The organism is Bacteroides congonensis, assembly GCF_900130125.1.
Taxonomy (GTDB): Bacteria; Bacteroidota; Bacteroidia; order Bacteroidales; family Bacteroidaceae; genus Bacteroides; species Bacteroides congonensis.
This window is the reverse complement of sequence record NZ_FQXY01000007.1, coordinates 12,568-39,312: the sequence shown is the minus strand read 5'-3', so window position 1 is coordinate 39,312 and position 26,745 is coordinate 12,568. Positions and strand designations below refer to the sequence as shown.

Annotated in this window: 27 protein-coding genes and 1 pseudogene; 17 read left to right on the top strand and 11 right to left on the bottom strand. The window is 44.0% G+C overall.

Annotation, left to right across the window (positions count from 1 at the left end; genetic code table 11):
* Window positions 1-6 precede the first annotated feature (6 nt).
* From BQ7997_RS01500 to BQ7997_RS01480, 6 genes and pseudogenes are all read left to right on the top strand, one after another.
* Window positions 7-933 (top strand): glycosyltransferase family A protein, encoded by a 927-nt coding sequence (locus tag BQ7997_RS01500; RefSeq protein WP_073342851.1) that lies wholly within the window; start codon window positions 7-9, stop codon window positions 931-933.
* 58 nt (window positions 934-991) lie between these two features.
* Entirely contained in the window at window positions 992-2,017 is a 1,026-nt protein-coding gene (locus BQ7997_RS01495) for a glycosyltransferase (RefSeq protein ID WP_073342849.1), read from the top strand.
* Window positions 2,018-2,091: 74 nt separating this feature from the next.
* Window positions 2,092-2,718: a sugar transferase gene (locus BQ7997_RS01490; protein WP_073342846.1), complete on the top strand. Its 627-nt coding sequence runs from the start codon at window positions 2,092-2,094 to the stop codon at window positions 2,716-2,718.
* A 630-nt stretch (window positions 2,719-3,348) separates the two neighbouring features.
* Window positions 3,349-3,582 (top strand): annotated as a pseudogene (locus tag BQ7997_RS01485) (DUF4248 domain-containing protein).
* Between the two features lie 128 nt (window positions 3,583-3,710).
* On the top strand, window positions 3,711-3,875 hold the full coding sequence (locus BQ7997_RS25645; protein ID WP_162842105.1) for a hypothetical protein: 165 nt from the start codon (window positions 3,711-3,713) through the stop codon (window positions 3,873-3,875).
* Between the two features lie 4 nt (window positions 3,876-3,879).
* Window positions 3,880-4,092: a hypothetical protein gene (locus tag BQ7997_RS01480; protein ID WP_022137844.1), complete on the top strand. Its 213-nt coding sequence runs from the start codon at window positions 3,880-3,882 to the stop codon at window positions 4,090-4,092.
* A gap of 49 nt (window positions 4,093-4,141) precedes the next feature.
* On the opposite strand, the gene BQ7997_RS25450 is transcribed toward BQ7997_RS01480, so the two are convergent.
* The gene (locus BQ7997_RS25450) at window positions 4,142-4,240 is read right to left on the bottom strand and encodes a smalltalk protein (protein ID WP_159436737.1); all 99 of its coding nucleotides are present in this window, start codon (window positions 4,238-4,240) and stop codon (window positions 4,142-4,144) included.
* Window positions 4,241-4,592: 352 nt separating this feature from the next.
* On the opposite strand from BQ7997_RS25450, the gene BQ7997_RS01475 reads away from it, so the two are divergent.
* Together BQ7997_RS01475 and BQ7997_RS01470 are read left to right on the top strand one after the other, a co-directional pair.
* Window positions 4,593-5,078: a DUF805 domain-containing protein gene (locus BQ7997_RS01475; protein ID WP_022137845.1), complete on the top strand. Its 486-nt coding sequence runs from the start codon at window positions 4,593-4,595 to the stop codon at window positions 5,076-5,078.
* A gap of 103 nt (window positions 5,079-5,181) precedes the next feature.
* Window positions 5,182-5,556: a RidA family protein gene (locus BQ7997_RS01470; RefSeq protein WP_022137846.1), complete on the top strand. Its 375-nt coding sequence runs from the start codon at window positions 5,182-5,184 to the stop codon at window positions 5,554-5,556.
* Here BQ7997_RS01470 and BQ7997_RS01465 read toward each other — a convergent pair.
* Window positions 5,524-7,014 (bottom strand): bifunctional folylpolyglutamate synthase/dihydrofolate synthase, encoded by a 1,491-nt coding sequence (locus BQ7997_RS01465; protein ID WP_073342844.1) that lies wholly within the window; start codon window positions 7,012-7,014, stop codon window positions 5,524-5,526. The two genes, BQ7997_RS01470 and BQ7997_RS01465, sit on opposite strands and share 33 nt — an antisense overlap.
* Before the next feature lie 132 nt (window positions 7,015-7,146).
* Here BQ7997_RS01465 and BQ7997_RS01460 point away from each other — a divergent pair, with 132 nt between their 5' ends.
* On the top strand, window positions 7,147-8,472 hold the full coding sequence (locus BQ7997_RS01460) for a PhoH family protein (protein WP_073342841.1): 1,326 nt from the start codon (window positions 7,147-7,149) through the stop codon (window positions 8,470-8,472).
* Window positions 8,473-8,583: 111 nt separating this feature from the next.
* On the opposite strand, the gene BQ7997_RS01455 is transcribed toward BQ7997_RS01460, so the two are convergent.
* The 4 genes from BQ7997_RS01455 to BQ7997_RS01440 form a co-directional block, all read right to left on the bottom strand.
* Complete coding sequence (locus BQ7997_RS01455) at window positions 8,584-9,561, bottom strand: dihydroorotate dehydrogenase-like protein (protein ID WP_073343509.1); 978 nt, start codon at window positions 9,559-9,561, stop codon at window positions 8,584-8,586.
* A 15-nt stretch (window positions 9,562-9,576) separates the two neighbouring features.
* Window positions 9,577-10,251, bottom strand: coding sequence for a YggS family pyridoxal phosphate-dependent enzyme (locus BQ7997_RS01450; RefSeq protein ID WP_073342839.1), 675 nt, complete (start codon window positions 10,249-10,251; stop codon window positions 9,577-9,579).
* Between the two features lie 6 nt (window positions 10,252-10,257).
* Window positions 10,258-10,737 carry a DUF4494 domain-containing protein gene (locus tag BQ7997_RS01445; protein ID WP_005678170.1) on the bottom strand — a complete coding sequence of 160 codons (480 nt, stop codon included), beginning with the start codon at window positions 10,735-10,737 and terminating at the stop codon, window positions 10,258-10,260.
* An 83-nt stretch (window positions 10,738-10,820) separates the two neighbouring features.
* Entirely contained in the window at window positions 10,821-11,384 is a 564-nt protein-coding gene (locus tag BQ7997_RS01440; protein ID WP_022137851.1) for an HdeD family acid-resistance protein, read from the bottom strand.
* Window positions 11,385-11,521: 137 nt separating this feature from the next.
* On the opposite strand from BQ7997_RS01440, the gene tpx reads away from it, so the two are divergent.
* Window positions 11,522-12,022 (top strand): thiol peroxidase, encoded by a 501-nt coding sequence (gene tpx / locus BQ7997_RS01435; RefSeq protein WP_022137852.1) that lies wholly within the window; start codon window positions 11,522-11,524, stop codon window positions 12,020-12,022.
* Between the two features lie 165 nt (window positions 12,023-12,187).
* Complete coding sequence (locus BQ7997_RS01430) at window positions 12,188-13,072, top strand: DUF3078 domain-containing protein (protein ID WP_073342835.1); 885 nt, start codon at window positions 12,188-12,190, stop codon at window positions 13,070-13,072.
* A gap of 56 nt (window positions 13,073-13,128) precedes the next feature.
* Here the strand turns inward: BQ7997_RS01430 and BQ7997_RS01425 are convergent, their stop codons facing one another.
* From BQ7997_RS01425 to BQ7997_RS01410, 4 genes are all read right to left on the bottom strand, one after another.
* Window positions 13,129-13,767, bottom strand: a complete 639-nt coding sequence (locus BQ7997_RS01425) for a DedA family protein (protein ID WP_022137854.1) — start codon at window positions 13,765-13,767, stop codon at window positions 13,129-13,131.
* A gap of 34 nt (window positions 13,768-13,801) precedes the next feature.
* Window positions 13,802-15,244, bottom strand: coding sequence for a tetratricopeptide repeat protein (locus BQ7997_RS01420; protein WP_073342833.1), 1,443 nt, complete (start codon window positions 15,242-15,244; stop codon window positions 13,802-13,804).
* A 105-nt stretch (window positions 15,245-15,349) separates the two neighbouring features.
* Window positions 15,350-17,092, bottom strand: coding sequence for a glutamine--tRNA ligase/YqeY domain fusion protein (locus BQ7997_RS01415; RefSeq protein ID WP_073342830.1), 1,743 nt, complete (start codon window positions 17,090-17,092; stop codon window positions 15,350-15,352).
* A gap of 50 nt (window positions 17,093-17,142) precedes the next feature.
* Window positions 17,143-17,955, bottom strand: coding sequence for a PstS family phosphate ABC transporter substrate-binding protein (locus BQ7997_RS01410; RefSeq protein ID WP_073342828.1), 813 nt, complete (start codon window positions 17,953-17,955; stop codon window positions 17,143-17,145).
* A 177-nt stretch (window positions 17,956-18,132) separates the two neighbouring features.
* On the opposite strand from BQ7997_RS01410, the gene pstC reads away from it, so the two are divergent.
* The 6 genes from pstC to BQ7997_RS01380 all read left to right on the top strand — a co-directional run bounded on the left by pstC (window position 18,133) and on the right by BQ7997_RS01380 (window position 23,208).
* The gene (pstC, locus tag BQ7997_RS01405) at window positions 18,133-19,329 is read left to right on the top strand and encodes a phosphate ABC transporter permease subunit PstC (protein ID WP_073343506.1); all 1,197 of its coding nucleotides are present in this window, start codon (window positions 18,133-18,135) and stop codon (window positions 19,327-19,329) included.
* A 1-nt stretch (window position 19,330) separates the two neighbouring features.
* Complete coding sequence (pstA, locus tag BQ7997_RS01400) at window positions 19,331-20,206, top strand: phosphate ABC transporter permease PstA (RefSeq protein ID WP_073342825.1); 876 nt, start codon at window positions 19,331-19,333, stop codon at window positions 20,204-20,206.
* Between the two features lie 8 nt (window positions 20,207-20,214).
* Window positions 20,215-20,973 carry a phosphate ABC transporter ATP-binding protein PstB gene (gene pstB / locus BQ7997_RS01395; RefSeq protein ID WP_022136647.1) on the top strand — a complete coding sequence of 253 codons (759 nt, stop codon included), beginning with the start codon at window positions 20,215-20,217 and terminating at the stop codon, window positions 20,971-20,973.
* Window positions 20,974-21,001: 28 nt separating this feature from the next.
* A complete protein-coding gene (gene phoU, locus BQ7997_RS01390) occupies window positions 21,002-21,691 on the top strand; it encodes a phosphate signaling complex protein PhoU (RefSeq protein ID WP_022136646.1) in 690 nt (229 codons plus the stop codon).
* 367 nt (window positions 21,692-22,058) lie between these two features.
* Complete coding sequence (locus BQ7997_RS01385; RefSeq protein ID WP_022136644.1) at window positions 22,059-22,661, top strand: riboflavin synthase; 603 nt, start codon at window positions 22,059-22,061, stop codon at window positions 22,659-22,661.
* 1 nt (window position 22,662) lies between these two features.
* Window positions 22,663-23,208 (top strand): nitroreductase family protein, encoded by a 546-nt coding sequence (locus BQ7997_RS01380; RefSeq protein WP_073342822.1) that lies wholly within the window; start codon window positions 22,663-22,665, stop codon window positions 23,206-23,208.
* Between the two features lie 209 nt (window positions 23,209-23,417).
* Here the strand turns inward: BQ7997_RS01380 and BQ7997_RS01375 are convergent, their stop codons facing one another.
* Window positions 23,418-26,717, bottom strand: a complete 3,300-nt coding sequence (locus BQ7997_RS01375; RefSeq protein WP_073342818.1) for a S41 family peptidase — start codon at window positions 26,715-26,717, stop codon at window positions 23,418-23,420.
* Between the last annotated feature and the right edge of the window lie 28 nt (window positions 26,718-26,745).

Genomic DNA, 26,745 nt, shown 5'->3' with positions numbered 1-26,745 from the left:
TAAAAGATGGTTTATAACTACTTAATTACAGTATTTACTTCTACTTATAATCGTGCTTATTTGCTCCCTCGTTTATATAGCAGTTTATGTCGGCAAGAGTTTAAAGATTTTGAATGGCTAGTAATAGATGATGGTAGTACAGATAATACAGAAGAACTTATGGCCAAGTATTCTTCTCAAGGTATTATCAATATTCGATATATAAAAACTACTAATGGGGGAAAACATCGTGCTATTAATTTAGCTGCCAAGGAAGCGAAAGGAGAATTGTTTTATATAATAGATAGTGATGATTATTTATATGATGATGCTTTACAAATTATTTCATTATACTATGGTGAAATAAGAATGGATAATTCTTTTGGAGGTATTTGGGGGCTTAAAACTCATCCTAACGGGAAAAAATTAGGTGGGGGAGTTTATTCCAAGATTGATTGTACATACCTTGAGTTTCGATACAAATATCATATTGGAGGTGATATGGCTGAATTTTTTAAAACGGATGTTATTAGAGAGTTCCAGTTTCCTGATATTTCAAATGAAAAATTTTGTTCAGAAGGGTTGTTGTGGACTCGTATTGCTAGTAAATATAAATTGAGATTCATTTATGAGAAGATATGTATTTGTCAGTATTTAGTAGATGGACTAACTTCAAATACAATAAAAGTACGTATAAATTCACCTCAATATGCATCAATTGGATATATAGAACATACTCATGCAAGTGTTCCTTTTGTTATCAAAATTAAGTCAGCTATTAACTTTTGGCGTTTTGCTGTTTATACGCGATGGAGTTTTAAAAAGAAAATAGGATTAATAGGGTGGCAATATTTATTATGTCTTCTATTCGCTTTCTTTTTTATTATAAGAGACTCTTATATTTGCAGAAGCTCTCTTCCCAATATAAATTTAAATAAACGTAATTCTAATTGAGCTTTTCTATATAAAAAGATTATGTTTTTGGGATATTCCCAATTTAGTACTATAGCCTATGAGAATTTTACAGATTATAACTTTAAGTGAACTTGGTGGAGCTCAATCAGTTGTTGTAAACCTAGCAAATAAATTGTCTGAAAATAATGAAGTGATAGTAATGGCAGGCGAAGGGGATGGTAAACTTTGGAATATGCTATATGCTACTGTAAAGCAAGTGCATTGTAAACATCTGAGACGCGCTTTATCTCCAATCAATGATTTTTTGACTATTATTGATTTTCAAAAAGTTTATTGGGAGCTTAAGCCGGATATTATTCATCTTCATTCGTCTAAGGTAGGTATTCTAGGACGCATGGTATTTCCAAAGAAAAAGACTGTGTATACAGTGCATGGTTTTGACTCTATTAGAATCGCTTATCGGAAGTATCTTCCGATTGAGAAATTCTTTCAAAAGAGATGTAAAGCAATTGTTGGAGTGAGCAATTATGATAGGCAAAAACTTTGGGACGAGGGGATTACAAATAATGTATATTGTGTTTTTAATGGGATTTATCAGCCACAAGGGGATGTAGCGATGAAAGTTGCGCACAGATATGCTAAAAAGGTATTATGTATTGCTCGTGTCTCTAAGCAGAAAAAATTTGATTTGTTTTTGGAAACAGCGAAAATATTACCTCAATACGCTTTTATATGGATTGGCAATCAGGAAGAAATGAAGAATCTTCCCAAGAATGTCTTTTGTTTGGGTAATATTCCCAATGCTGGTATTTATAATAAGGAGACAGATCTTTTTATGCTTGCCTCCAATTATGAAGGATTGCCAATGGTTATCCTCGAAGCAATGAGTTTCGGAAAACCTGTTGTAGCTTCACGAGTAGGTGGAATCAGTGAAGTGATAGAAAATGATGTAAATGGATATACTGTTGATAATACAGCAGAAGCTTTTGCTGATAAAATTCAATACGTATTGGAAGATGATTATGTTTATAAACTTTTCTCGGCGAATACTCTACACCGATTTAATGAAAGTTTGACCGTAGATAAGATGGTTAAAGCATATATGGATATATATCAGTTGTAAGGCTTGCTAGACAATACTGATAGACTAAACTTAGTTCTAATAGATACTTATCAAATTTACAATTTATAATTATTATGGGGTATAGTGAGGAATTCATTCCGGACGGAATGAATGCTTTTGAGCGTAATGTAAAGCGAATTGGGGACTGCATAGTTGCAGCGGTTTTAATGGTTATTTTTTCTCCGCTATTTTTAATTTGTTATATAGCTGTGAAACGGGAAGACGGTGGCCCGGCTATATTCAAGCAGGAACGTATCGGGCGTTTCGGACGGCCGTTTAATATCTATAAATTCCGCAGTATGCGATTGGATGCAGAGTCGGCAGGCCCCAGACTTTATGCCGGAGGAAGAGATAGGCGACTAACAGATATTGGAAAATTTCTTCGTGAACATCATTTGGATGAACTACCGCAGCTATGGAACGTTTTCTGTGGAGATATGGCTTTCATCGGGCCTCGTCCGGAACGGAAGTTTTATATTGATCAAATTATAAAGCACGATCCGCGTTATCAATACTTGTATCAGATTCGGCCGGGAGTAACCTCTTATGCTACCTTGTATAATGGCTATACGGATACAATGGATAAGATGTTGCGGCGTTTGCGGTACGATCTGTTCTATTTGCAACATCGTTCCTGGTGGTTTGATTTTAAGATATTGGTAAAGACTTTCTTGAACATCTGTTTTGGCAAGAAGTTTTAGATATATAAAGCAATTAGGAAAATAAAAAGATATAAAGTAATGTTGAGGTGTAATCAACACTAAGAATGTTTGTATGTGAGATGAAAAAATGTAGGTCCCTAGCTTCATGCCGTAAAAAGCATGATTCTCCTACATTGTAGATTAGAAATTGTACGACGGTACATTTCTAATTTGCGCCCTGCCATCGGAGGCTAAAGCCGATGTGAATTTCCCACTATATCAACTGTCTGTGAAGATCGTTGATATATTATTATATTTCTGCTTTGGCAAGAAGTTTTAGATATATGGAATAAATTAGAAAATGAAAGGTATAAAATATAATGTTGAGATGTAATTAAAACTAAGAGTGTTTGTATGTGAGATGAAAAAATGTAGGTCCCTAGCTTCATGCTGTAACAAGCATGATTCTCCTACATTGTGAATTAGGAATGTACGACGGTATATTTCTGATTCACGCCCTGTCATCGGAGGTTAAAGCCGATGTGAATTTCCCACTATATCAACTGTCTGTGAAGATCGTTGATATATTTTTTTATACCCCTTGTTGTGTGGAATAATAATGAATGTATTCTTTGGCTGATTGTCTGAAATTTTGTATCTTTATAGCTGTAAATCATGCATAAATAAACGATGGGACATCCCGATTTTGTGGTGAAATGTTATAATAAACAAGAGCTGGCTCAAATGTATTTTCCCGATTTAAGCATTCGTGCTTCAGTCAATAAATTGCGGCGTTGGATGCGGAGATGCTAGCCGTTGATGGATGAAATTCTGTCTACGGATTTTCATCCGAAGACAAAGGCGTTTTCTGTGAGGGAAGTACGGCTAATCACTTATTATTTGGGAAGACCGGGAGATTTGTAGTAATATAAATTTCAGTATACACTTATTTATTAGTATAAGAATGTAGTTCATAAGGAAAAAGAAGGTTTTATGGAGATGTTTTAGCTTTTCTATAGAAAAGAAGTAACTTTGTACTAAAAATAAGACCTATGGCTATAACAATAAAAAGTATTCCAGTTTTGGAAGGAGGGACAGCGGAGGAATTTATCCGCCGTGCGGAAAAGAATGCTTCTAAAGCGACTCCGGTCTTGTTCACAAAATCCAAGAAACGTCTTCTGACTGTTCTAGAAAAATCTAAAACGTTTAAATTTTAGGAATATGGAGACTGATTTTTCACTTTATGATAATTGTGTTATGCTTTTGTATAACAAAGAAGTTAGAGAGAATTGCGTGCCTTTTAATTGTGGAGAATCAGATTTGGATGATTTTTTTCTGAATGATGCAGAATTGTATGCAGAAGAACTTTTAGGTAAGACTTATTGTTGGATAACAGTAGAAAAACCTCATCGTTTGGTTGCGCTTTTTACTTGAACTAATGATAGTATAAAGACTCGTTTTTATCTTCTAGTTCTAAAGAAGGTTATTGTCCTACGCAGGACGTCACACCGATGGCTGAGATGATAGACGTCGCAATGGTCACGATAAACTGGAGAATGATTTTCCAAAGTTGCTTTTTCATACAGTTTTAATTAAAAATGGATAATTGGTAATTAATAATTAGGCTGCCGAATCCGGAGTTTCATCGCCATCATCCTTGCCGTCATCGTCGGGAAGTGGCTCTTCGTCCGAATTGGTGGAGGCATCACTTTTATACAGCGAGTAATCCAACGTTTTTGCACAATTTGAATGGGAAACAGTGCTGTAATGGGGTGGCGTGATTTTGTGAATAGTATCGGGGAATGAGACATTTTTTTAATATTTCAGGCGATTTCCTTTCTTTATTTAATTTATTTTATTTTATATCTTTGCTTTCTATATAAGAGGAACACGAATGAAAACTCACTTATTTATTCATATAAACTTAATAAATTATGTTCAAAGCTCCTTTTTCTTTTGACGGACGTATTCGTAGAATCGAGTATTTCCTGTCTGGTATCATTGGTGGTATCGTTTCAAGTATCGCATGGGCACTGGGTGTGGGCACATTCATTATGGGTGCGGCTAGCGGTTCGGCCGGCGGTTCTGTCATCGGTTTATTGATTGGTCTTGCAGCTTTGGTTGCTTCCGTGTGGTTCTCTTTGGCACAGGGAGTGAAGCGCCTGCATGACTTGAATAAATCCGGTTGGTTGATTCTGCTGTGCTGTGTTCCTATCGTAGGCTGGATTTTTGCGTTGTACATGCTGTTTGCCGACGGTACGGTAGGCCCTAATCCTTATGGCGAAGATCCTAAAAACCGTATGCCATATCAGGCACAACCAACTTCTGTGAATGTGACAGTAAACGTTTCGAGAGAAGAAGTGAAAGTGGCGGAACCTGTTGCTCCTGCCGTAGCTCCTGAAGAAGAAAAAGCTGAATAAACTTTTTTAAGAAGAAATAGTGAAGCCTCTTGCGAAATTCGTTTTGCGAGAGGTTTTTTTTTGCTATCTTTGAAAGTTAGTAAAACAGAAAACAGAAATAAATATGAAAAAAGTAATTTGCAGTGAGAAGGCGCCCGGAGCTATCGGGCCTTACAGTCAGGCGATAGAAGCCAATGGAATGGTATTTGTGTCAGGTCAGTTGCCTATTGATGCCGCTACGGGAGAGATGGCGGAAGGGATTGAAGCACAGGCACGCCAGTCGTTGGAGAATATGAAACACATTCTTGAAGAAGCAGGATTGACAATGGCAAACATTGTCAAAACTACTGTCTTTCTTCAGGATATGTCCCTGTTTGCAGGGATGAATGGTGTGTATGCCACCTATTTCGACGGAGCTTTTCCGGCACGCTCGGCGTTTGCCGTAAAAGCCCTGCCAAAGGATGCATTAGTAGAGATTGAGTGCATCGCGGTTCGTTAATAAATCTGCGACAATGAAACTGCTGCCTCCCACGAAGATAAGGTCTTTTGGGGGGCAGTTCTTTTTAGCTGCCTGCACGGCATCCACCACAGTAGGGTAGGATGTTCCTTTTAGTCCGGCTTTATTTGCCAGTTCCATCAACTCATTTTCGGGCAACGCACGCTTCACGCTTGCTTTGGTGAAGTAGTAAGTGGCATCTTTCGGCAACACTCGCAAGACACCCTTGATGTCTTTATCATTGACCATGCCGAATACGATATGAATATCCTTGTCGAAAGTTTTGCGGATAGCATTGAGCTGTACATGGATATATTCGATTCCATCCACATTGTGTCCCGTGTCACAGATAATATCCGGATAGCTGTGCACTTTCTGCCAACGCCCCATCAGACCGGTGAGTTGGCATACGTTTGCAAAACCGTCGAAGTAGTTCCGGGGGGTGATGTTGTACTTCAAATGGGTCAGCATCTTAAGAGCTTTCAGAATGGTGAACATGTTTTCGAACTGGTAAGCTCCGCTCAACTCTGTGTAAAGTCCGAAAGGAAACATTTCATTGTTGATTCTGATAGCGTCTTTTCTTTTGTCAAGTATCTGGTCTATCGCACGTATGCTACTTGGTACGTCCAGCATGAGCAATGCTTGCCGCATTTGATTTCCCTGTTCTTCTGATTGCTCGCCTATTGCTTCGATCATTTGGTATAGGGTCTGCATTATTTCGTCAGCCTTTGTCCTTATTTCCTGCAACCTTGAATAAGGAAGTATCTCCATGTTCCAGTGGCGGGATTTTTCACGGGCATATTCGATAGGCGCATTCATTTGTTTGGCTTTCATGGTGAACACACGTTTCACCGCTCCTTGGGCTCTGCCGATAACGACCGGAACGCCTTCCTTGATGATGCCTGCTTTCTCTTTGGCAATCTTCGTCAGCGTGTCACCCAGATATTGGGTGTGGTCAAGACCGATATTGGTGATAACGCATAAATCCGGATGAATGATGTTCGTACAGTCCAGTCGCCCGCCCATACCTACTTCGATTACTGCCACGTCTACTTTCTGATCGGCAAAATAACGGAATGCCATAGCAGTGGTCAGTTCAAAAAAGGAAGGGTGCAGCGGCTCGAAGAAAGCGCGGTGTTCTTCCACGAAATTGACTACATACTCTTCCGGTATCATCTCGCCGTTGATGCGGATGCGTTCGCGGAAATCAATCAGATGAGGAGAGGTGAATAATCCGACCCGGTAGCCGGCGCACTGCAATACTGCCGCGATAGTATGTGAGCAAGAACCTTTTCCATTCGTTCCTGCGATATGTATCGTTTTGAATTGTCGATGGGGATGCCCGAAATGCTCGTCCAATTTGTGTGTTGTCTCTAACCCCGGCTTATATGCTTTGCTTCCTATTTGCTGAAACATAGGTACACTTTCATATAAGTACTTTAAAGTGTTCTGATAATCCATGTTTTATAAAATTTAACTCAGGGCAATCTTTATTGCCCACTAATTTGTTTATCTTTAGAACCGTCAATCCTACGATATATGCGGGGTTGACGATTTGAGATTGCAAATATCAACATTTAAATCTAAGAAATCATGGGAACTAAGAAAAATTTTGTACTAGACACAAATGTTATTCTTCACGACAGTAATTGTTTGAAGAATTTCCAGGAAAATGATATCTATCTCCCTCTTGTCGTACTCGAAGAACTGGATAAGTTCAAGAAAGGGAACGAGCAGATTAATTTCAATGCCCGTGAGTTTGTGCGCGAACTGGACGTGCTGACCAGTGACGAACTTTTCACTGACGGAGTGAAACTGGGCGAAGGCTTGGGACGTCTGTTCGTGGTGACCAGTAAAGTGGAGGCTACCAAAGTATGGGACTCTTTCCCTATCAAGAAACCCGACCATCTGATTTTGGCGGCGACCGAGTATCTGACAACCAAATATCCGGATATGAAGTCTATCCTGGTGACTAAAGATGTGAACCTGCGCATGAAAGCCCGTTCCATCGGTCTGCTTTGCGAAGACTATATCACGGATAAGGTAGCCAACGTGGATATTTTCGAGAAGTCCAATGAAATCTTTGAAAATGTAGACCCGGCATTGATCGACCGTATCTATTCTTCTAAAGAAGGTATCGACCTGAGCGAGTTTGACTTTAAAGACTTGATTCATCCTAATGAATGTTTCGTGTTGAAGAGCGACCGGAATAGTGTGTTGGCACGTTACAATCCTTTCACTCATTCTATCTGCCGGGTGATGAAAGGCAAGAATTATGGAATCGAACCCCGTAATGCCGAACAGAGCTTTGCTTTTGAGATTCTGAACGACCCGAACATCAAACTGGTGGCACTGACCGGAAAGGCGGGAACAGGTAAGACATTGCTGGCTTTGGCAGCCGCTTTGGGTAAGTTGACGGACTATAAGCAGATTTTGCTGGCACGTCCTATTGTAGCGCTTTCCAACAAGGACATCGGTTTCCTTCCGGGAGATGCACAAGAAAAGGTTGCTCCTTATATGCAACCATTGTTTGACAACCTGAATGTGATTAAGCGTCAGTTTGCCGCTAGTTCTACGGAAGTGAAGCGTATCGAAGATATGCAGAAAAGCGAGCAACTGGTGATTGAGGCACTGGCATTTATCCGTGGGCGTAGTTTGAGCGAGATGTATTGCATTATCGACGAAGCGCAGAATCTGACCCCGAATGAAATAAAAACAATCATCACCCGTGCAGGCGAAGGCACGAAGATGGTGTTTACGGGGGATATTCAGCAGATTGACCAACCGTATCTGGATAGTCAGTCCAATGGCCTGGTATATATGATTGACCGCATGAAGGATCAGAACCTCTTTGCGCACGTCAACCTGTTGAAGGGTGAACGAAGCGAGTTGAGTGAGTTGGCTAGTAACTTGATGTAATAATGAAAAATAAAATAGGCACGGATTACACGGATTTCACGGTTTTTCCAATTATCTTAAACCGCGTAATCTGTGTAATCCGTGCCTGATTTTTTCCTTTTCCTTTTTCTCTTATTCTTTCTTTCCGAAATATTTTAAGAATTGAGTACGTTCGAAAGTATTGATACCTTTCACATCCTTCGTATTCAGTTTGCCTTTGAACTGGGCGATGCTGTTGAATCCCTTTCGTGCCATCCATGCGGAGAGGAAGCGTGTTGCTTCTCCGATAAATGCGTTGGTGTTCAGGTAGACAGCGCTACACACTTCTACGGCCGACGCGCCGGCAAGAATCGCTTTTACTACTGATTCTGCATTGGCGACACCACCGGATGCCGCATAGTCGATTTTGTCTACTGCGGCCGACGCGATTCCAATCCAGCGGAGCGGAGTGGCGAGGTCGGAAGCATTGCTGAATACTTCACCGGAGATATGCTCCAGTTTCTCGATATTGATGTCCGGCTGATAGAAACGGTTGAAGAGGACAACTGCTGCCGCGCCGTTGGCGTAGAGCTGGTCGATCAGTGCTACGGGATTCGTCAGGTTGTCGCCCAGTTTCATGATAACCGGAATGTTGACAGTCTTTTTGATGTGGCGGAGAATATCGATATGGCGTTGTTCGAAAGAACCATACGCATATTGTACGTCCGACTGCAACGCGAGGATATTGATTTCCAATGCGTCGGCGCCGGCTTCTTCGATTTGCTTGGCAAAGTCCACCCATTCGGAATCAGTGTAGCAGTTGATGCTGGCAATGATGGGAATAGGGCAAACCTTTTTGCTCTCCTTAATCAAAGTCAGGTATTCGGACAACTTGTGTTCACGGATATACTCTTCCAGATAATCGCTGCCTTCAGCAGAGAAAGCCGGATCACGCAGTTGTTCCGCTTCCAGCATAATCTGTTCTTCAAACAGTGATTTCAGAACGATAGCACCGGCACCTTCTTCGGCCAGCTTTTTATTTTTGCCGACACTGTTGGTCAGTCCCGAGCTACTGATAATGATAGGGTTTCTGAGAGAAAGCCCTGCGAAAGTAGTTTTTAAATCGGTCATGGTCATAATGATTGGTTAAATATTATAATTGCGTTCTCCGAAAATCTTGCTTCCCACCCGTATCAAGGTACTTCCTGCGGCAATGGCTTCGTGATAATCGTGTGACATTCCCATTGATAACTCCCGGAAATCATCCGAGCCGGCGAACCAAGTTTCTTTGATCTTATTGAAGAGCTTATCAAGTAAACGGAATTCCCGGTTGATTTGTTCAATATTATCGGTGTTGCTAGCCATTCCCATCAACCCGCAGATGCTCACGTGGGTCAGTTCTTTCCATTCTCCGGCGTTCAGCATCTCCTTGCATTCTTCAGGACTGAAACCGAATTTCGTCTCTTCCTGCGCTACGTGTATCTGCAACAGGCAGTTGACGGCGCGTCCTGCTTTGACAGCCTGTTTGTTGACTTCCGCCAGTAATTTGTAAGTGTCAATTCCATGTATCATCGCTACGTATGGTATCATGTACTTGATTTTATTACTTTGCAGGTGTCCGATAAAATGCCATTCGATGTCTTTGGGCAAACTTTCGTATTTAGCTGTCATTTCCTGCACTTTGCTTTCTCCAAAAATACGCTGTCCCGCCTGATATGCTTCTTCTATCGCTTCATTGGGATGGAATTTTGAGACAGCAACCAGCCGGACTCCTTGCGGGAGCTCGGCCAGAACTTGCTTTAAATTGTCAGCAATACTCATTGTTACTTATGCTTTTGACGGATCAAACTCCGGTTTGTCATTCGGGCCGGCACTGTAAGGATATACGTCCATCAGCGGTGTCTCGGACACCATGCCGATTTGATAATCCGCCATTGTTCCCTTCATGCCCTCGTCCAGTTTCTTCACTGCGTCACGCAAGTCGGCAGCCTGTACCAGTACTTGTGTGGAAGTCTTCTTCTCCGCACCGCTTTTTTCATCCAGCGTGATGAAAATAAGTTTGCATTTGAACCAGCGGTCGGCACTTTCTTCATCGCTGGGGAAAAGTTCGCTATAGTTGGCACGTTTGATGTCAGAAACGGTAAACTCGCCCGAAATAAACGGAGTCATTTCTTCGATGATGCGTGCTTCGGCTTCTGTAAAGCTAAGCGCGTCAACGAGATAAGGTTCGGTTACTTTTTTCTGCATTCCGTTCTCCATTACTTTCTCATAACGGATTTTACATTCAAACCATGTATGCATTGCCATAATTTTCTTCCTTTTTAATTAATTGATTTATGTAAATTGCCTACAAAGATAAACAAAATACCAAAGTAAGTGCCGAAAGATTTTTATTTTCTTTTATGCAGATTTTTTAGTTCAAATGAAAGCATGATGCGGAAAAGTCCGATAATGAGGAAAGTAAAAGAAATCATGTACACTGCGTAGAGTGCTCCGACGGCAGGTTGCCACAATATCAGCAGCGAGCAGAGGATGGCGAGGATACCGAAAGCCATATACCAGCCCCAGTCGCGGGTGCCGTAACGTTTCAGGTCGATGGAATAGCCGGTAGAGGAGAAGCCGCGGAACATCAGCCAGAAGGCTATGATGAACGGAATAACTTCCATGCTGACTAGCGGATAGGCAACCAGATAGATACCCAGAACGAGGTCGATCAGCCCGCCTACGACATACCATCCCCAACTGGGCACACCTTTCTTATTACTAAGGGCAAAGATGATTTCCAATATACCGCTTATCAGCATGGATACGCTGAAAACGATGCTGAGAGCTACATAGCTGCTCAAGGGGGAGAACATGAGCCAAAGGGCTACAATAATATACACGACACCTAAAAGAAGGGAAGTCCACCAGTTTTTTACCGAGTGTTGAATCTCATTAAATACAGTTTCCATACATTTTATTTTTTAAGTTGATTACTAAAGTGATTTCGTTGTGGAATAACAATCTGCATTTAGAAATGTTTCTTCGTGAACATTTTTTTGGTAATAGTTGTTTTCTATATAAAGTAAATTTTAAATATAAAAGCATTATGGCAACAACAAATTTCAAAGGACAACCGGTGAAACTGATCGGTGAATTTATACAAGTAGGTAAAGTCGCTCCTGACTTTGAATTGGTAAAAACAGATTTATCTTCTTTCTCCCTGAAAGACTTGAATGGTAAAAATGTGATTCTGAATATTTTCCCGAGTCTGGATACAAGCGTATGTGCTACGTCTGTACGTAAGTTTAATAAGATGGCTGCCGGTATGAAGGATACAGTCGTGCTGGCTATCTCTAAAGACCTTCCGTTTGCGCACGCTCGTTTCTGTACGACCGAAGGCATCGAGAACGTGGTTCCATTGTCGGATTTCCGCTTCTCTGATTTTGATGAAAGCTACGGTGTACGTATGGCTGACGGCCCATTGGCAGGACTTTTGGCACGTGCGGTAGTCGTAATCGGCAAAGATGGCAAAGTGGCTTATACGGAACTCGTTCCTGAAATTACACAGGAGCCTGACTATGACAAGGCACTGGCAGCGATAAAATAATATAAGTATTAAGTATAAAATAATAATTGCGGCTGACAAGTGATTGCGGCTGGTACTTATCTAAAGATTTTGACCTAATGAGAACTGGTAATGAGTTTGGTATCTCGCCAAACTTATGTTCTTGTTAGGTTGTGTTTTTTTCTACACTAAACCTCAACAATTATCATGAACAAGATGAAAACTCTATTCATTGCCCTGTCATGTATGGGCGCTGGAACTCTTTCGGCTCAGACTGCCGATAGTACACAAACTTCTCCCTGGACTAAAGAAGGATTTGCCGGGCTGAAACTGACACAGGTCAGCCTTACCAACTGGGCCGCCGGTGGTGACAATTCCGTAGCTTTTGACTTACAAGGTACTTACCAGATTAATTATAAGAAAGGAAAGCATTTGTGGAACAACCGTATCGAACTGGCTTATGGATTGAATAAGACCGGCGATCAGGGTACAAGAAAGGCGAATGATAAAATCTATCTGAATACGAATTATGGTTATTCCATTGCCAAGAACTGGTATGCGAGTGCATTTGCCACTTTTCAGACCCAGTTCTCTCCGGGATATGACTATTCGGTCAATAAGGATGTTTCTATCTCCGAATTTATGTCTCCGGGCTATCTGACTACGGGTTTGGGCTTCACGTATGATCCGGGCAAGATATTTACGGTCGTATTATCTCCTGCTTCCTGGCGCGGCACATTTGTCCTGAATGACCGTCTCTCTGACGAAGGGGCTTACGGGGTTGACCCCGGCAAACATTTGCTGTCCGGTTTCGGAGCTAATCTGAAAGGGGAAGTGAAATATGAATTCCTGAAAAATATGACTGTATATTCACGTCTGGACTTATATTCCGATTATCTGCATAAACCTCTGAATATAGATGTCAACTGGGAAGTGCAAGTGAATATGATTATCAATAAGTGGTTCTCAACTACATTGACCACTAACTTGATGTATGACGATGATGTGAAGATTGCGCAAAAGGACGGTACGAAAGGTGCACGTGTGCAGTTCAAGGAAATATTGGGAGTGGGAGTGCAATTCAACTTCTAAAATTAAAGAGAAGATTCAGGCACGGATTTCAAAGATAAATCCGTGCCTGAAATATATTACTTCTTCTTCATCCCTTTATAAATCAGGAATGCAACGACAAATACGGCGATGGCAATAAAGACATAACCTATCTCGTGGCTGTACTCCGTCACTTTAGCTATAAGCTGCGCTTCGCTTTCGATGCCGGGAACTTTAGCCAGGTGATAACCGATAACAGCTAAGATAGTATTCCACAATCCGGCTCCCAGAGTGGTATATATCAGGAATGTATGCAGTTTCATCTGAGCCAGTCCGGCAGGAATTGAAATCAATTGGCGGACAGCGGGAATCAAACGGCCGATAAAGGTGGACAGTGCGCCGTGCTTGTCGAAGTAAATTTCGGCATTGCGTACTTTCTCCTCATCAATCAGGCACATATGGCCGATACGGCTATTGGCAAATTTGTAGATGATGGGGCGTCCCAGCCATTTTGCCAGGTAATAGTTGATTAGCGCTCCGATATTTGCCCCGATAGTAGCGAATAAAACTACCAGATAAATATTAAGCTCGTCGTTGACTGCAGCTTTGTAGGCTGCCGGCGGGATGACCACTTCCGAAGGGAAAGGTATAAAAGAACTTTCGATGGTCATTAATAAGGTGATAGTCCAATAATTTAAATGATCCAGACACCACTGGATAAAAGCTACTGATTCCATGATTTTTAGGGATAGAGTTTATTTAATTGATTGATTATTTTCCTTTTTTCTTATTCTCTCTTTTCATGCGCTTCAATACTTCCTTGAGTGCCTTTTCATCTTCCGCCCTATGATTGGGACTGGCAAGCAAGTCCTCGATGACGTCCAGTCCGAGCGGACTCTTACATTCACTGTTGTATTTGAAGAAATCTTCTATTTCGTTGCTCATGAGACAGAGGACACTTAGCTTTTCGGTCACTAACTCATACTTCGGGTCGAGCTTGTAGGCCATCTCGTAGTATTCTTTCGCGTCATACAGATAGTCGTTTTCCGAATAGGTGGAAGCAACCAGATAACACATTTCCACGCCGGGATTAAGTTCTATGGCCTTTTGGAAAGCTTCGGATGCCAGGTCTTCCATTTCTTCCGCCAGATATACTTTTCCGTCCGTCAGGTAGATAAGTCCTTCGTCGGGGTTTAGTTTCTTGGCTTTGTCGCAGAGCTGATGCGCTTCTTCATATCTTTGCAGATTGGAGAGGGCGAAGGCTTTGCTGGTATATGTGTCTATCAGTAAGATAGAGTCTCTGTCTCCTTCTTTTTCAAAGCAGTCGATTACTTTGGTATAACAATCGTCGGCTTTCTGCCATTCTTCCTTATTGGCGTAGGACAATCCCATGAACATATAGCCCAGTTCGGGGGGAATTGACTTGTATTTAATAGCCTTCAGGTAATTCTCGATGGCTTCATCCGAGTTGTTCAGATAGAAAAAGCTATGTGCCTTGTAGGCATAGGCTTCTCCGCAGTTTTCGTCGGCTGCCAGTGCGAAGTCGCAAGCTTCGACGGTCTTGTCTACATTCTCTTCAATAAAATGACATTTTGCCAGTCCCATCCAGTAGGAAGCATTGTAAGGGGCTTTGTCAATCAGTTTGTTGTAAGCTTCGATTGCAGTTTCCGTTTGGTGAGTGGCGAATAGATAATCGGCGGTAAGAGCCAGATAATCCTGCTTGTCGGCATATCGTGATTTTCCTCTTTCGAGCCATGCTTTGGCATTTTCGGGATAACCCAAATCAAGGAAGAGATATACGATATCGGTGATGGTGGCAAGGTCATCGGCATCTTCTATCGAGTTCAGAAGCCCTTGGGCTTCTTCCAGATTTCCTTCGTTCAGCAGTAGTTCGGCTTTCAGCATTTTCACGTCAGGTTCATATTCTTCGGTGATGGCGGCGGCCACTGTCTTTGCCTTTTGCAGCTTTTGGGTGTCCAGGTAAAGGTAAGCCTGCTCTATCAGCAAGTCCGTGCTTCCGGGGTGCAGATGAAGTCCGTAGTTGATGACTTCCTGCGCTTCGTCAAATTTTCGTTCGGTGGCATACCAGTCGGCGATGTCAGCCAGTTGGTCGCCGTCCAGATAGAGTTGTCGGTCGTCTGCTTTTGCTGCTTCGTAGTTTGTGATTAGTTCCACCAGTTCCTTTTTGGCGGATGATGAGTTTTTTCTAGCCATTTTATTTTATAATTTTTTTATTGCTAAGATGGGGCTGTTGCAAAAGTTTCAGATTCTCTTTTGTCACAGCCCCATTTTATAAAGTCAAGCCGATGGTCGGCCCGTTTATTTATTAATCTTCCCCCACGTGTCTTTCAAGCCTACTGTGCGGTTGAAGACCAGTTTTTCAGGGGTGGAGTCTTTGTCTACGTTGAAGTAACCGATTCGTTGGAACTGCAGGTAGGAGAGTGGCGGCAGGGTTGCTGCGAACTTCTCTATGTAGCAGTTGGGCAATACCTTCAATGAATCAGGATTTATAATTTCTTTCATGGCTTCCAGGGCGTCGCAGTTTTTAGCTTCGCGGATGGCGGCCAATTCGTCACGCGGGTTCTCTACTTTCCACAGACGGTCGTACAAGCGTACTTCTGCCTGCATGCAGTGGTTGCAGCTCACCCAGTGCAATGTACCTTTCACTTTGCGGTTGGCGTCCGGCATACCGCTGCGGGTATTGGCGTCGTATTCGCAATAAACCTCTGTAATCACGCCGTTCTCGTCTTTCTTGCAACCTGTGCATTTTACAATATAGGCATTTTTCAGACGTACTTCCTGTCCCGGTGTCATGCGGAAATATTTCTTGGGAGCATCTTCCATGAAGTCCTCACGTTCCATCCACAATTCGCGGCTGAACTCGATAAGGTGGCTTCCTGCTTCCGAATCTTCCGGGTTGTTGATGGCTTCCAGTTCCTCTACCTGTCCTTCGGGGTAGTTCGTGATGATGAGCTTCACAGGATTGATGACGGCGGATACACGGATAGCGCGGCTGTTCAGGTCGTCACGGAGAGAGCTTTCCAGCAGGGCGATGTCGTTCAGCGCATCATAGGTAGTATAACCGATTTTGTCGATAAACTTATGGATGGCTTCCGGTGAGTAACCGCGACGACGGAAACCGCAGATAGTCGGCATACGGGGGTCGTCCCATCCGTTCACCAGGCCTTCTTTTACCAGAGTCAGCAAGTTGCGTTTGCTCATCAGCGTGTAGCTCAGGTTCAGCTTGTTGAACTCGGTCTGGCGGGGACGGTTGTCGTTCAGATCTTTGCCTTCTTTCAACCAGTCGATGAAGAGGTCGTAGAGTGGACGGTGTACCACAAATTCGAGGGTACACAGTGAATGAGTCACTCCTTCGAAGAAGTCACTCTGTCCGTGGGCGAAGTCGTACATCGGATAGGCTTTCCATGTAGTGCCCGTACGGTGGTGCGGATGCTTCACTACGCGATAGATGATCGGGTCGCGGAAGTGCATGTTCGGGTTTGCCATGTCAATCTTGGCACGGAGCACCATAGCGCCTTCTTCAATCTCGCCGCTGTTCATCTTTTTGAAAAGCTCAAGGCTTTCTTCGATGGGGCGGTTGCGGTAAGGGCTTTCCACACCCGGCTGGGTAGGAGTGCCTTTCTGTTGCGCAATCAGTTCGGAGCTCTGTTCGTCGATATATGCTTTTCCTTCCTCTATCAGGCGGATAGCGAAGTCCCATAATTGCTGGAAATAATCGGAAGCGTAGTATTCGTTTCCCCAATGATAGCCTAACCACTGGATATCTTCTTTGATGGCTTCTACATATTCCACATCTTCCTTGGTGGGGTTTGTGTCGTCGAAACGAAGGTTGCATACACCGCCATGTTTTTCTGCGATGCCGAAATCAAGGCAAATAGCTTTGGCATGGCCGATGTGAAGGTATCCGTTAGGTTCGGGCGGGAAACGTGTCTGCACTTTTCCACCGTTTTTACCTTCTTTCAAGTCTTTCTCTACTGCCTGCTCTATAAAGTTCAGGCTTTTCTTTTCACCTGCTACTTCTTCGTTTTTAATATCTGTCATAACGATTTATGTTAATACATGATTCAGGCTACAAAAGTAGGACATTTTTTTTATTTAACCGGAATATAACCGCTCTTTTTTATAATGTCCTGTCCGTCGGGTGAGAGAATATATTGAATCAGGGGATCGACTTGTTTCTTGTTCTTTACATTATAATAGTAGTAAAGGGGGCGTACGATGGGGTAGGTCTTGTTGGTGGCGTTCTCTACTGTGGGCGTGGCGTAGTGGCTGCCGTCATAGGATACGGAGAGCGTCTTCACGCGAGGGGACACGTATGCCAGTCCGACGTACCCGATAGCTCCTTTCGTCTGGCTGACGGACTGGATGATAGCGCCCGTTGCCGGCATGGAAAGGCTGCTCGCCATGTAGTTCTTGTTTTTCAGGACACTCTCTTTGAAAAATTCATAAGTACCGGAAGATGTTTCGCGGGAGTAAACCACTATCGTGCGGTCGTCTCCGCCCACCTGTTTCCAGTTGGTTATCTTTCCCCGGAAGATGTCTTCCAGTTGCTGGCGGGTGAGCTGCTTCACAGGGTTGGATGGGTGTACCACTACGGCGAGGGCATCATAGGCTACAATCACTTCGTCCACTTCTTCTCCTGCCGCTTTGATTTTCATCTTTTCGCTGAATTTTATCGGGCGCGAAGCCATTGCGATATCCGTGGTGTTATCCATCAGGGCGGAGATGCCGACACCGGTTCCGCCACCGGTGACGGTGACACGGGCATCGGGCTGCCGGTTCATAAAGCGTTCTGCTGTCTGCTGGGCGACAGGCAGTACCGTGTCGCTGCCTTTGATGCGTTGTGCGCTGGCACTGACTGCGAACAGCGAAAGGGCTATCAATAAGTTTCTTCTGATTTTCATAATGATTCTTTGTTTATTGTCGGTGCAAATAAAGCAATCGGATATTACATTTCTGTTTCATATGGCGGAAAAACGATACTTGTAATACAAATGTAACAGGATTGAAACATTTCCTTCAAGCGTTAGTCACACCGCCTTAATAAAGAGATGCTTTCTTTGCATCAGAAATCAAGAGGTATGAAAAAGGTTTTAGAAAGGATTATAGAAGGAGTTTTGACTTGTAGCGGCTTCGTAACAAGTATTACTATTTTGCTGATTGTGCTTTTCCTGTTTACGGAGGCTTTCGGATTATTTAAAAGCAAGGTAATCGAGGAAGGGTATGTGTTGGCATTGAATAAGACAAATAAGGTAAGCGTATTGAGTCCTGAACAGATAAAGAATGTTTTCGACGAGGAGATAACGAACTGGAAAGAGCTCGGTGGGGATGATCTTCCTATCCGGGTGTTTCGTCTGGAAGATATTACGCGGTATTATACGGAAGAAGAACTCGGCCCTGCCTATGAGTATGCAGGGGATAAGATTACGGAACTGGTAGAGAAAACGCCCGGTATCGTGGCATTCGTACCGCAGAAATTCATTGTTCATCCGGATGCGGTGCATTTCATAGAGGATAATACGATTTCCGTGAAAGATGTGTTTGTGGGTGCCGAATGGTTTCCGACGGCTACTCCGGCTGCCCAATTCGGCTTTCTGCCTTTGATTACCGGTACGTTATGGGTGAGCCTGTTCGCCATTCTTTTCGCTTTGCCGTTCGGCTTGTCGGTTTCTATCTATATGTCCGAAGTGGCAAACCCGAAAGTGCGGAACTGGCTGAAACCTATTATTGAACTGTTGAGCGGCATTCCTTCCGTTGTCTATGGCTTTTTCGGGCTGATTGTCATTGTGCCGATGATTCAGAAAGTATTTGATCTTCCGGTAGGGGAGAGCGGATTGGCAGGCAGTATCGTGCTGGCTATTATGGCGCTGCCTACCATTATAACGGTGACCGAAGACGCGATGAGAAATTGCCCGCGCGACATGCGGGAAGCGAGCCTGGCACTGGGAGCTACGCAATGGCAGACGATTTATAAGGTGGTGATTCCGTATTCCATATCGGGGATTACTTCGGGCGTGGTGCTCGGCATCGGACGTGCTATCGGAGAGACGATGGCGGTATTGATGGTGACGGGTAACGCGGCTGTGATTCCGACAACGATTCTCGAACCGTTGCGCACCATTCCGGCTACCATCGCGGCGGAGTTGGGGGAAGCTCCGGCGGGCGGGCCTCACTATCAGGCTTTGTTCCTGCTGGGTGTCGTTCTGTTCTTCATTACATTGATTATCAACTTTAGTGTGGAGTATATTTCCTCTAAAGGATTAAAACGCAGCAAATAACATGGAAATAAGAAGTAATAATAAGGCTAAGCACCGTTCGCAGAAGATTGCTTTCGGGATATTCCGACTGTTGAGTCTTTGTATCGTGCTGATATTGTTCGCGATTTTGGGCTTCATTATTTATAAGGGGAGCGGTGCTATCAGTTGGGAGTTCCTCACATCGTCTCCTACGGACGGTATGACAGGGGGCGGCATCTGGCCGGCTATCGTCGGAACTTTCTATCTGATGACGGGCAGTGCGTTGTTTGCTTTCCCGATAGGGGTGATGAGTGGAATTTATATGAATGAATATGCGCCGAAAGGGAAGTTGGTACGCTTTATACGGGTGATGACCAATAACCTGAGCGGTATTCCTTCTATCGTATTCGGTCTGTTCGGTATGGCGCTGTTTGTCAATTACATGAGCTTTGGAGATAGTATCCTGGCGGGGGCTTTGACATTAGGTTTGCTTTGCGTACCTTTGGTCATTCGGACAACGGAAGAAGCCTTGAAAGCGATTCCCGACAGTATGCGTGAAGGCAGCCGGGCATTGGGAGCGACCAAGTTGCAGACCATCTGGCACGTGATTCTGCCGATGGGGATGCCGAATATTATCACAGGGCTGATTTTGGCATTGGGACGTGTCTCGGGTGAGACGGCTCCGATTCTGTTTACTTGTGCCGCGTACTTCCTGCCGCAGTTGCCGACCGGTATCCTGGATCAGTGTATGGCGTTGCCTTATCACTTGTATGTGATTTCTACGAGTGGAACGGATATGGAAGCGCAGTTGCCATTGGCCTACGGCACGGCATTGGTATTGATTGTGATTATCCTGCTGGTGAACCTGCTGGCAAATGCGTTGAGAAAATATTTTGAGAAAAGAGTAAAAACGAACTAAATAAGTATATGGATACAGTGAAAATAGACGCGCGTGACGTGAACTTCTGGTATGGTGATTTCCATGCGTTGAAGGGCATCAGTATGCAGATTGAAGAGAAGTCGGTCGTTGCCTTTATCGGCCCTTCCGGTTGCGGAAAGTCTACCTTTCTCCGGCTTTTCAACCGCATGAACGATTTGATTCCCGCTACCCGCCTGGAAGGGGAAATCCGTATCGACGGACAGAATATCTATGCGAAGGGCGTGGAAGTGGATGAGTTGCGCAAGAATGTGGGAATGGTGTTCCAACGTCCCAACCCTTTCCCGAAAAGCATCTTCGAGAATGTGGCTTACGGACTTCGGGTAAATGGGGTGAAAGATAACGCTTTCATCCGCCAGCGCGTGGAAGAAACATTGAAAGGGGCGGCTCTCTGGGATGAGGTGAAGGATAAGTTGAAGGAATCGGCTTATGCGCTCTCCGGCGGACAGCAGCAGCGCCTTTGTATTGCCCGTGCGATGGCGGTATCTCCTTCGGTGCTGTTGATGGACGAACCTGCGTCTGCGCTCGACCCTATTTCGACGGCGAAAGTAGAGGAATTGATTCATGAACTGAAAAAGGACTATACGATTGTCATCGTCACGCACAATATGCAGCAGGCAGCCCGTGTCAGCGATAAGACGGCTTTCTTTTATCTGGGTGAAATGGTGGAGTTCGACCAGACGAAAAAGATATTCACCAATCCGGAGAAAGAGGCTACGCAGAATTACATTACGGGGCGCTTTGGATAAAATATTAATCATTTATATAGAATAGACTATGGTAAAGTTTATAGAATCGGAACTCATCCTGTTGAAGAAGGAAGTGGATGAAATGTGGACATTGGTATATAATCAGCTTGACCGTGCCGGAGAGGCTGTACTGACGCTTGACAAGGAACTGGCTCAACAGGTGATGGTTCGTGAGCGCAGGGTGAATGCTTTCGAGTTGAAGATAGACAGTGACGTGGAAGATATTATTGCCTTATACAACCCGGTGGCAATCGACCTCCGTTTTGTGTTGGCGATGCTGAAGATCAATACGAACCTGGAGCGTTTGGGTGACTTTGCAGAAGGAATCGCCCGTTTTGTGATTCGCTGTAAAGAGCCGGTGCTCGATGCGGAACTGATGAACCGCCTTCGTCTGGCGGAAATGCAGGCAGAGGTATTGTCGATGCTCGAACTGGCGAAGCGTGCCTTGAATGAGGAGAGTATCGAACTGGCGGCAGGTGTATTTGCCAAAGATAATCTCTTGGACGAAATCAATGCGGAAGCCACCGGAGTTCTGGCGAACTATATCATTGAACATCCGGAGACTGCGCTTACCTGTCTCGACTTGGTCAGTGTATTCCGTAAGTTGGAACGTTCAGGCGACCACATCACGAATATCGCCGAAGAGATCGTCTTTTTCGTTGATGCAAAGGTCTTGAAGCATCGTGGAAAAACAGAGGAACACTATCCCGAGAAATAAATATTCGCATATTTTTAAACAGAAATTAGTGCTCCTTGGAAATTTGTCTTATATTTGTCTCCTGTAACGGACAGGTTACGGGTGTTCTTGCTCAAATGATAATAAATCCAAAGAAATTTCAAAAAGATGTTATATGACATGTTTTATAATTTGGATAATATCGGTAAAAGCACCTATATTTGCACCGTTATCCTGAAAACAATCTTTTTACCTTAAAAAAAACTAATACCTATTGAAAACTGAAAAAAGGAGCTTTGTGAAAAGCCCCTTTTTTTTATGCTCTTATTTTCTTTCCTGCCAGCTTATTTGTATCTTTGAGCCGTATATAAAAAAGAGTTTTTTTAATCGTAAAATCGTAAATAACATTATGTTTTCCGGAATCGTAGAAGAATATGCTACCTTGGTAGCGCTGGTGAAAGACCAGGAGAATATACACTTTACTTTTAAGTGTTCATTTGTAAATGAGTTGAAAATCGACCAGAGTATTTCTCATAACGGCGTATGCCTGACGGTAGTGAGCATGACGGATGATACGTACACGGTGACTGCTATGAAGGAAACGCTGGAACGTTCTAATCTGGGTCTGCTGAAAGTGGGAGATAAGGTGAACGTAGAGCGTAGCATGATGATGAATGGTCGCCTGGATGGTCATATCGTGCAGGGACATGTGGATCAGACTGCTACCTGCATTGATATCAAGGATGCGGAAGGAAGCTGGTACTTCACTTTCCAATATGCGTGCGACAAGGAGATGGCGAAACGAGGATATATCACTGTAGATAAAGGTTCGGTGACGGTGAACGGTGTCAGCCTGACGGTTTGTAATCCTACGGATGATACTTTCCAGGTGGCTATCATTCCTTATACTTATGAGCATACCAACTTCCATACGTTTACCATCGGCAGTGTGGTGAATATCGAGTTTGATATTATAGGTAAGTATATCAGCCGGATGATTCAATATAAGTAAGATGGAATCCGGTGATTTTCTGCAATTGGTGCTTTCACGTCAGAGTGACCGGGCGTATGATAAGGAACGCCCTGTGGAAGCTGACAAACTGGAACGGATTTTAGAGGCGGGGCGTATGGCTCCTTCTGCCTGTAATGCGCAGCCGTGGAAGTTTGTGGTAATAACTGACCGTGAACTGGCTTTGAAGATTGGCAAAGCGGCGGCAGGACTGGGAATGAACAAGTTTGCCAAGGATGCTCCCGTGCATATTCTGGTTGTGGAAGAATCGGCTAATATCACTTCTTTGCTAGGTGGGAAAGTGAAGGATAAGCATTTTCCGTTGATTGATATTGGAATTGCCGCCGCTCATATCACGTTGGCTGCTGAAAGTGAAGGCTTGGGGTCGTGTATCCTGGGCTGGTTTGACGAAAAGGAAATGAAGCGGCTGACGGGAATTCCCGCTTCCAAACGTGTGCTGCTGGATATTGCGATAGGCTATCCGGTGAAGGAGAAACGCAAGAAGATGAGGAAGCCGAAGGAGAAAGTGGTATCTTACAACCATTACTGATTCTAAAAGGTAAATATTTCACACTTACAAATTACTATATAAAAGAAAGGCATCGTTGGTTTAAAAGGAAGAGGTCATTCCTTTAAAACCAACGATGCCTTTCTTTTAAAGGAACGATCTATTTCATTTAAACCATAACAGATGCATTAAATCGTTGATAAATAGCTTATTATAAAAGCCCCGCAATCGGGGCTTTTATAATGGCATGTTTACTTCTTTTTTGACAACTCTTTCAGAAGATGGTCTACTGCTGCTTTCAGTTGGGCATCTTCACCTTTCAGGCTCGCTCCCGGTTCGTTGTAGACCAGAATGTCAGGTTGCAAAGTCTGGTTTTCAAGATATTTTCCCTGCATATCCATGCAGCCTACCTGCGGAATACCAAATACAATAGACGGATCTATCTGACGTTCCCACCATACGGCAGTCATGGTTCCGGCAACGGGAGCACCTATCAGTTTGCCGATGCCTAATGTCTTATATACGTATGGGGTGCCGTGGGCGTTGCTGTAATTGTCTTCACAGGTCAGCATACATGATGGTTTCAGCCATTTGTTGAACGGGTCGCTGCCGATGTACTGTCCGCGTGGAACGAAACGCTGGTATTCTTTTCCGTTAAGCAGCGTTACTACATCATCGTGCAACCATCCGCCGCCATTATGACGGGTATCTACAATGACCGCTTCTTTATTGCGATAGCGTCCCAACAGTTCGGAATACATCTTGCGGAAACTCGGACTATCCATTCCTTTGATATGTACATAAGCGATTCGTCCACCGGAAAGCTCTTCCACTTTTTGGGCGCAACGTTTTACCCAACGTTTGTAGAGCAATTCGCTTTGAGCGCCATAGCTGATGGCTTTTACTGTTTCTTCAAAACGCTTTTTGGTAGCGGGATCATATACGGTGAGTATGACTTTACGTCCTACTTTGCCTTCGAATAACGGGAAATAATCCGCATTGGCTTCAATGGCTTTTCCGTCTATCTTTTCGATGATACATCCTGCTTTCACATCTGTCTTTTTCTGCGTAAAAGGACTTTGGGCGAGAATTTCTTTAATTTTCAATCCTGCGCCCTTGTATGATTCGTCATAGAATACACCTAATGTAGCGGTAGGCAGTGCGCTGCTACCTGCTCCGAAACGGGCTCCGGTATGTGAAGCGTTCAGCTCTCCGAGCATTTCGCTCAGCATTTCGGCGAAGTCATAGTTGTTGTTGATATGTGGCAGGAAGCGTTGGTATGCTTCTTTGTATCCTTTCCAGTCAGTTCCTTGAAGGTCGGCAACATAGAATTTGTCGTTAACTTGCTGGTAGACGTGGTTAAAGATATACGCGCGTTCCTCGTAAGGACGGTAATCAAAGAAAGCCTCAAAGCTAATCGGGGTGATTTTGCTGCCGGCAATTTCTATTTTCTTCAGTTGTCCGCCTGTACACATAAAGATGTTCTTTCCTTCTTTGTCGGGTATTAATGCGCCACCGCCGACTCCTTTCAACAATATTTTAGTGGTGTTCTCTTTCAATTTATGTTCCCATAAATCATAACCACCCTCAAATGCGGCAAGATAATAGAGTGCGTCACCTTTCGGAGTAAGTACGGCATCACCGAGACGGGAAGAATTAACAGTCAGGCGAACGATACGGTCAAAACGGTTTTCAAGGTCGAAAATGAGTGGTTTTACTTCTTCTTTCTTGTCTGCGTCCTCTTTCTTATCTTCTTTTTTATCGTCTTTCTTCGTTCCTTTCCTGTCTTTCTTCTTGTCGGCTTTTTCTTTTTCAGCCTTTTCCTTTTTATCTTTTTCGGCTTTCTCTGCTTTTTCAGCTTCTTCAAGCAGGGCGAGGTCTTCTTTGTTCATCATGAAGCGGTTATAGGCATCCACATCGAAGAACATGATATAAGCGTCTCTTTCGCTTCCCCAACTACCATGGCTGCGGTATCCGGCACGGTCACTGTTCCATATCATAGCTTTTCCGCCGAGTACCCATTTGGCATTGCTGTCGCCATATCCGCTTTCGGTCAGGTTGACCATTTCACCCTTTCCGTCGGCTTTGAGTAATACGACGTCTTTATTGTTCCAGCCGCCTATGCCGATGAAGTCCGAAAGAATCCATTTACTGTCGGGACTCCACTGGAACCATTGGTCACCGTCTGCATAAGAATACTGGTATTTGGCATCCATGACCGTGCGCACTGCTTTGCTTTTCAGGTTAATGACACGGATAGCGGTGCGGTTCTCAAGGAAAGCGATTTCCTTTCCGTCAGGGCTGAATTGCGGCTCGAAAGAAGCGACATTGGATTTCGTCAGGCGTTCTTCCTTCAATTCAGTGGCATAGGTGAATTGTTTTTCGTCCTTGCGCACGATGGTTGAAGTGTAGAGCTGCCAGAGTCCGTTGCGTTCCGAAGAGTAAACTAACGTCCGTCCGTCGGGAGAGAAACTCAGATTGCGCTCCTGGTCGGGAGTGTTCGTGATTTGCTTCGTTGTCTTGTAGTCAATGGAAGTGACGTAGACATCGCCGCGCATGATAAACGCAACTTCTTTTCCTTTGGGAGATACGGCGATGTCGGTAGCGCCGTTCGACCTGATTTGGCGGATAATGTCTTTGTCATTCTTGTCTGACAGGATAGTAACGTTTACTTTCTGCGGTTTTCCACCCGGAGCAAGTGTATAGATTTCACCGTTATAACCGTAGCAGAGTTTACCGTCGGCGGCTACGCTTAAAAAGCGGACGGGATGCTTGGTATGGAAAGTAATCTGCTTGGCGGTAGCGGCTCCGGGAGTACGTTGGAATACGTTGAAAGAACCTTTCTCTTCACTCAGGTAATAGAATGATTTGCCATCGGGAGCCCAAACCGGTTCGCGGTCTTCACCACCGAAAGTCGTTTGCTTTTGGTAAACCGGTGTCTTTCCGGGAGTATAGCTCCAGATGTCACGGGCGATAGGGGATACCTGATGCTTGCGCCAGTAGTCTTCGTATCCCTTTTTGTCCTGATAGAGCAATATTCCGTCTTTATTGATGGAGATGCATTCCATCGGCATGGATGAAAACATGACGGGGCGTCCGCCTGTCACGGCTACTTCATACATCTGTTGAAACTGTCCGGAAGGAAATCCGGCATCTTCGGTGGAAGGCGCGATATTAGCTGTAAACAGGATATGATTATTATCTTTGTAAGCAACGGGCTTTTCACTGCCGGAGTGCGTGGTCAGGCGTTGGGGGACTCCACCGTCTTTGGATACGGTGAAAACATCGAGGCTTCCCATACGGTCGGACGCAAAGGCGATTTGTTTTCCGTCGGGACTCCATACCGGTTCTGTGTCGAAAGCCGGATTGGTAGTGATTTGTGTGGCACGTCCGCCGGTGGCCGGTACGGTGTAGATGTCTCCTTTGTACGTGAAGGCAATGGTTGTACCATCCGGCGATAGGACGCAATGACGCATCCATAGCGGGGATTCCTGTGCTGCGATTGCTCCTGCAAAACATAGGGCAAAAGCACTGATTAGTAGTTTTTTCATTTTTTCTTTATTATAATTGTGTCAAGTT

What these genes read in the sequence shown, in the direction of transcription:
- BQ7997_RS01410 (WP_073342828.1), bottom strand. Translation starts at nt 17,955, where the DNA reads ATGAAAATCAGAAGAAACTTATTGATAGCCCTTTCGCTGTTCGCAGTC.
- BQ7997_RS01415 (WP_073342830.1), bottom strand. Translation starts at nt 17,092, where the DNA reads ATGACAGATATTAAAAACGAAGAAGTAGCAGGTGAAAAGAAAAGCCTG.
- BQ7997_RS25645 (WP_162842105.1), top strand. Translation starts at nt 3,711, where the DNA reads ATGGCTATAACAATAAAAAGTATTCCAGTTTTGGAAGGAGGGACAGCG.
- phoU (WP_022136646.1), top strand. Translation starts at nt 21,002, where the DNA reads ATGGTAAAGTTTATAGAATCGGAACTCATCCTGTTGAAGAAGGAAGTG.
- BQ7997_RS01490 (WP_073342846.1), top strand. Translation starts at nt 2,092, where the DNA reads ATGGGGTATAGTGAGGAATTCATTCCGGACGGAATGAATGCTTTTGAG.
- BQ7997_RS25450 (WP_159436737.1), bottom strand. Translation starts at nt 4,240, where the DNA reads ATGAAAAAGCAACTTTGGAAAATCATTCTCCAGTTTATCGTGACCATT.
- pstC (WP_073343506.1), top strand. Translation starts at nt 18,133, where the DNA reads ATGAAAAAGGTTTTAGAAAGGATTATAGAAGGAGTTTTGACTTGTAGC.
- BQ7997_RS01465 (WP_073342844.1), bottom strand. Translation starts at nt 7,014, where the DNA reads ATGGATTATCAGAACACTTTAAAGTACTTATATGAAAGTGTACCTATG.
- BQ7997_RS01445 (WP_005678170.1), bottom strand. Translation starts at nt 10,737, where the DNA reads ATGGCAATGCATACATGGTTTGAATGTAAAATCCGTTATGAGAAAGTA.
- BQ7997_RS01455 (WP_073343509.1), bottom strand. Translation starts at nt 9,561, where the DNA reads ATGACCGATTTAAAAACTACTTTCGCAGGGCTTTCTCTCAGAAACCCT.
- BQ7997_RS01430 (WP_073342835.1), top strand. Translation starts at nt 12,188, where the DNA reads ATGAACAAGATGAAAACTCTATTCATTGCCCTGTCATGTATGGGCGCT.
- BQ7997_RS01425 (WP_022137854.1), bottom strand. Translation starts at nt 13,767, where the DNA reads ATGGAATCAGTAGCTTTTATCCAGTGGTGTCTGGATCATTTAAATTAT.
- BQ7997_RS01470 (WP_022137846.1), top strand. Translation starts at nt 5,182, where the DNA reads ATGAAAAAAGTAATTTGCAGTGAGAAGGCGCCCGGAGCTATCGGGCCT.
- BQ7997_RS01380 (WP_073342822.1), top strand. Translation starts at nt 22,663, where the DNA reads ATGGAATCCGGTGATTTTCTGCAATTGGTGCTTTCACGTCAGAGTGAC.
- BQ7997_RS01480 (WP_022137844.1), top strand. Translation starts at nt 3,880, where the DNA reads ATGGAGACTGATTTTTCACTTTATGATAATTGTGTTATGCTTTTGTAT.
- pstA (WP_073342825.1), top strand. Translation starts at nt 19,331, where the DNA reads ATGGAAATAAGAAGTAATAATAAGGCTAAGCACCGTTCGCAGAAGATT.
- BQ7997_RS01495 (WP_073342849.1), top strand. Translation starts at nt 992, where the DNA reads ATGAGAATTTTACAGATTATAACTTTAAGTGAACTTGGTGGAGCTCAA.
- BQ7997_RS01500 (WP_073342851.1), top strand. Translation starts at nt 7, where the DNA reads ATGGTTTATAACTACTTAATTACAGTATTTACTTCTACTTATAATCGT.
- BQ7997_RS01460 (WP_073342841.1), top strand. Translation starts at nt 7,147, where the DNA reads ATGGGAACTAAGAAAAATTTTGTACTAGACACAAATGTTATTCTTCAC.
- pstB (WP_022136647.1), top strand. Translation starts at nt 20,215, where the DNA reads ATGGATACAGTGAAAATAGACGCGCGTGACGTGAACTTCTGGTATGGT.
- BQ7997_RS01475 (WP_022137845.1), top strand. Translation starts at nt 4,593, where the DNA reads ATGTTCAAAGCTCCTTTTTCTTTTGACGGACGTATTCGTAGAATCGAG.
- BQ7997_RS01420 (WP_073342833.1), bottom strand. Translation starts at nt 15,244, where the DNA reads ATGGCTAGAAAAAACTCATCATCCGCCAAAAAGGAACTGGTGGAACTA.
- BQ7997_RS01375 (WP_073342818.1), bottom strand. Translation starts at nt 26,717, where the DNA reads ATGAAAAAACTACTAATCAGTGCTTTTGCCCTATGTTTTGCAGGAGCA.
- BQ7997_RS01385 (WP_022136644.1), top strand. Translation starts at nt 22,059, where the DNA reads ATGTTTTCCGGAATCGTAGAAGAATATGCTACCTTGGTAGCGCTGGTG.
- BQ7997_RS01450 (WP_073342839.1), bottom strand. Translation starts at nt 10,251, where the DNA reads ATGAGTATTGCTGACAATTTAAAGCAAGTTCTGGCCGAGCTCCCGCAA.
- BQ7997_RS01440 (WP_022137851.1), bottom strand. Translation starts at nt 11,384, where the DNA reads ATGGAAACTGTATTTAATGAGATTCAACACTCGGTAAAAAACTGGTGG.
- tpx (WP_022137852.1), top strand. Translation starts at nt 11,522, where the DNA reads ATGGCAACAACAAATTTCAAAGGACAACCGGTGAAACTGATCGGTGAA.